The following is a 1,193-nucleotide window of genomic DNA, read 5'->3' on the forward strand; positions in this document are numbered from 1 at the left end:
ACCACCATCAACAGTGGCGCTACCTTGCAAATCGGTAACGCGACTACTACCGGTAGCTTAGGTTCTGGCGCAGTGACGAATAACGGTAGCTTGATCTTCAATCGCTCTAACGACATCACGATTGCTAATACGATTAGTGGTAGCGGCAACATTACCCAAGCAGGCCAAAGCATTACCACCTTGACTGCAGATAACAGTTACGTAGCGACCACCATCAACAGTGGTGCTACCTTGCAAATCGGTAATGGTGGCAACACCGGCAGCTTAGGTTCTGGCGCAGTGACTAATAACGGTACCTTGATCTTTAACCATGGCAACGCGATCACGATTAGCAATGCCATTGGTGGTAGTGGCGCCGTACAGCAAAACGGTAGTGGCGCTACGACCTTCTCAGTCGCCAATGGCTACACGGGTTTAACGACCGTCAATGCCGGTACCTTGGTTGTGACTAATAACAGCGCCTTAGGTGGCACGAGCACTGGTACTACCGTAGCTGGCGGTATCTTAGATATCCAAGCGAACATTGGTCTTGAACCCATTACGCTATCGGGTGGCACGCTGGCAAACAGCACTGGTACTGGCGCCATCTCGGGCAATATCACCTTGAGCGCTAATAGCACCATCAATGTAGCGGGCACCTTCAGCTTATCGGGCATCATCAGTGGCTCGTATAGCGTCACCAAAGAGGGCGTTGGTAGCTTAAATCTGTCTGGTGCGAATAACTATGTTGGCACGACAACGATCAATGCGGGTACGGTCACTATCAGCAGTTCTGGTACTTTAGGTGCTACGACCAATAACCTGACCTTAACTGGCACAGCGATCTTAGATCTACAAAAGAGTCTGACAGTAGGTAACTTAGTGATGGCTTCTGGTAATACGATTACCAATAGCACAGGAACTTCAAGCTTAGTAGTTGGTGGTACCGCTTCCTTAGCTGGCACGATTACGACTAGTGGTGATCAGACCTATACCGGCGCAGTGACCTTACTCGCGAACACCAACCTGATCTCCAATAATGCTAGTGCTAATGGCACGATTACCTTCTCTAATACGGTAGATAGCAATACCGGCACCAACTACAGCTTAGCTACTACTACTGGAACTGGCAGCACCATCTTTGGTGGCTTAGTCGGCAATACTCGCGCACTCCTATCACTTGCTACAAGTGGAGACACTTCAGTAGCAGCGAG

Annotated in this window: 1 protein-coding gene; it reads left to right on the forward strand. The window is 49.7% G+C overall.

What is annotated here, in order from left to right:
- On the forward strand, positions 1–1,193 hold a 1,193-nt coding region (locus tag ICN29_RS10595), incomplete at both ends, for an autotransporter-associated beta strand repeat-containing protein (protein ID WP_216133002.1).

Origin of the sequence: Polynucleobacter nymphae (genome assembly GCF_018882155.1) — a bacterium.
Classification (GTDB): Bacteria; Pseudomonadota; Gammaproteobacteria; order Burkholderiales; family Burkholderiaceae; genus Polynucleobacter; species Polynucleobacter nymphae.